The sequence below is a fragment of the Vogesella mureinivorans genome, assembly GCF_007644035.1.
GTDB lineage: Bacteria > Pseudomonadota > Gammaproteobacteria > Burkholderiales > Chromobacteriaceae > Vogesella > Vogesella mureinivorans.
Map to the genome: position 1 here is coordinate 1 of NZ_VMTV02000704.1, position 575 is coordinate 575.

Below are 575 nucleotides of genomic sequence, written 5' to 3' on the forward strand. Positions count from 1 at the left end.
GCCTGCTCATAAAGCGGGTCTGGCGTTTCACCAACACCCCACGGCGTGGCATCGTTGGCCGCATCTGTCTCGGCTGGCGGGTCGAACAGATCAGGCTGCCCCTTGTCGAGGCCGCCCAGCGCCTGCACCAGATCGTTAACCAGCTCCCCCAGCTCCTCCGCCTGTAGCAGGAAGGTGGCATCGAACAGGCTGGCCAGATCATCACCGGCTTGGGCGGCTTCTTCTTGCAGCACATCAAGGAACTGCAGGCGCTTCAACTGCAGCTGGCTGGTCAGCACAAAGCGGATGCGCTCGCGCCAGATCAAGCCCAGCTCGGTCACCTGCTTGCCCGCCTGGATGTGCTGGCGGATTTCCTCAGAGGTCAGATCGGTGCGTATCACTTTCACGACGGCACCGTTCTCGCTGCAGTCCTCCAGTACTGCTTGGCTATCCAGATCGAAGCCCTCGCCCGCCTCGCCTGCGGCCAACCAGTCGGTCATCAGGCTATGTGGCGACAGCGCGGTGCGCGGCAGCTTGCAAGGGAAAGGTGGCAAGGCCTCGCGCAGGGTAGATACCAGGTTCTCCGCCTTGCTGGC

The 575-nt window shown here is 63.1% G+C and carries 1 protein-coding gene; it reads right to left on the bottom strand.

The features are described 5' to 3' along the window. On the bottom strand, positions 1-575 hold a 575-nt coding region (gene rdgC / locus FLQ44_RS17820), incomplete at both ends, for a recombination-associated protein RdgC (protein ID WP_147695466.1).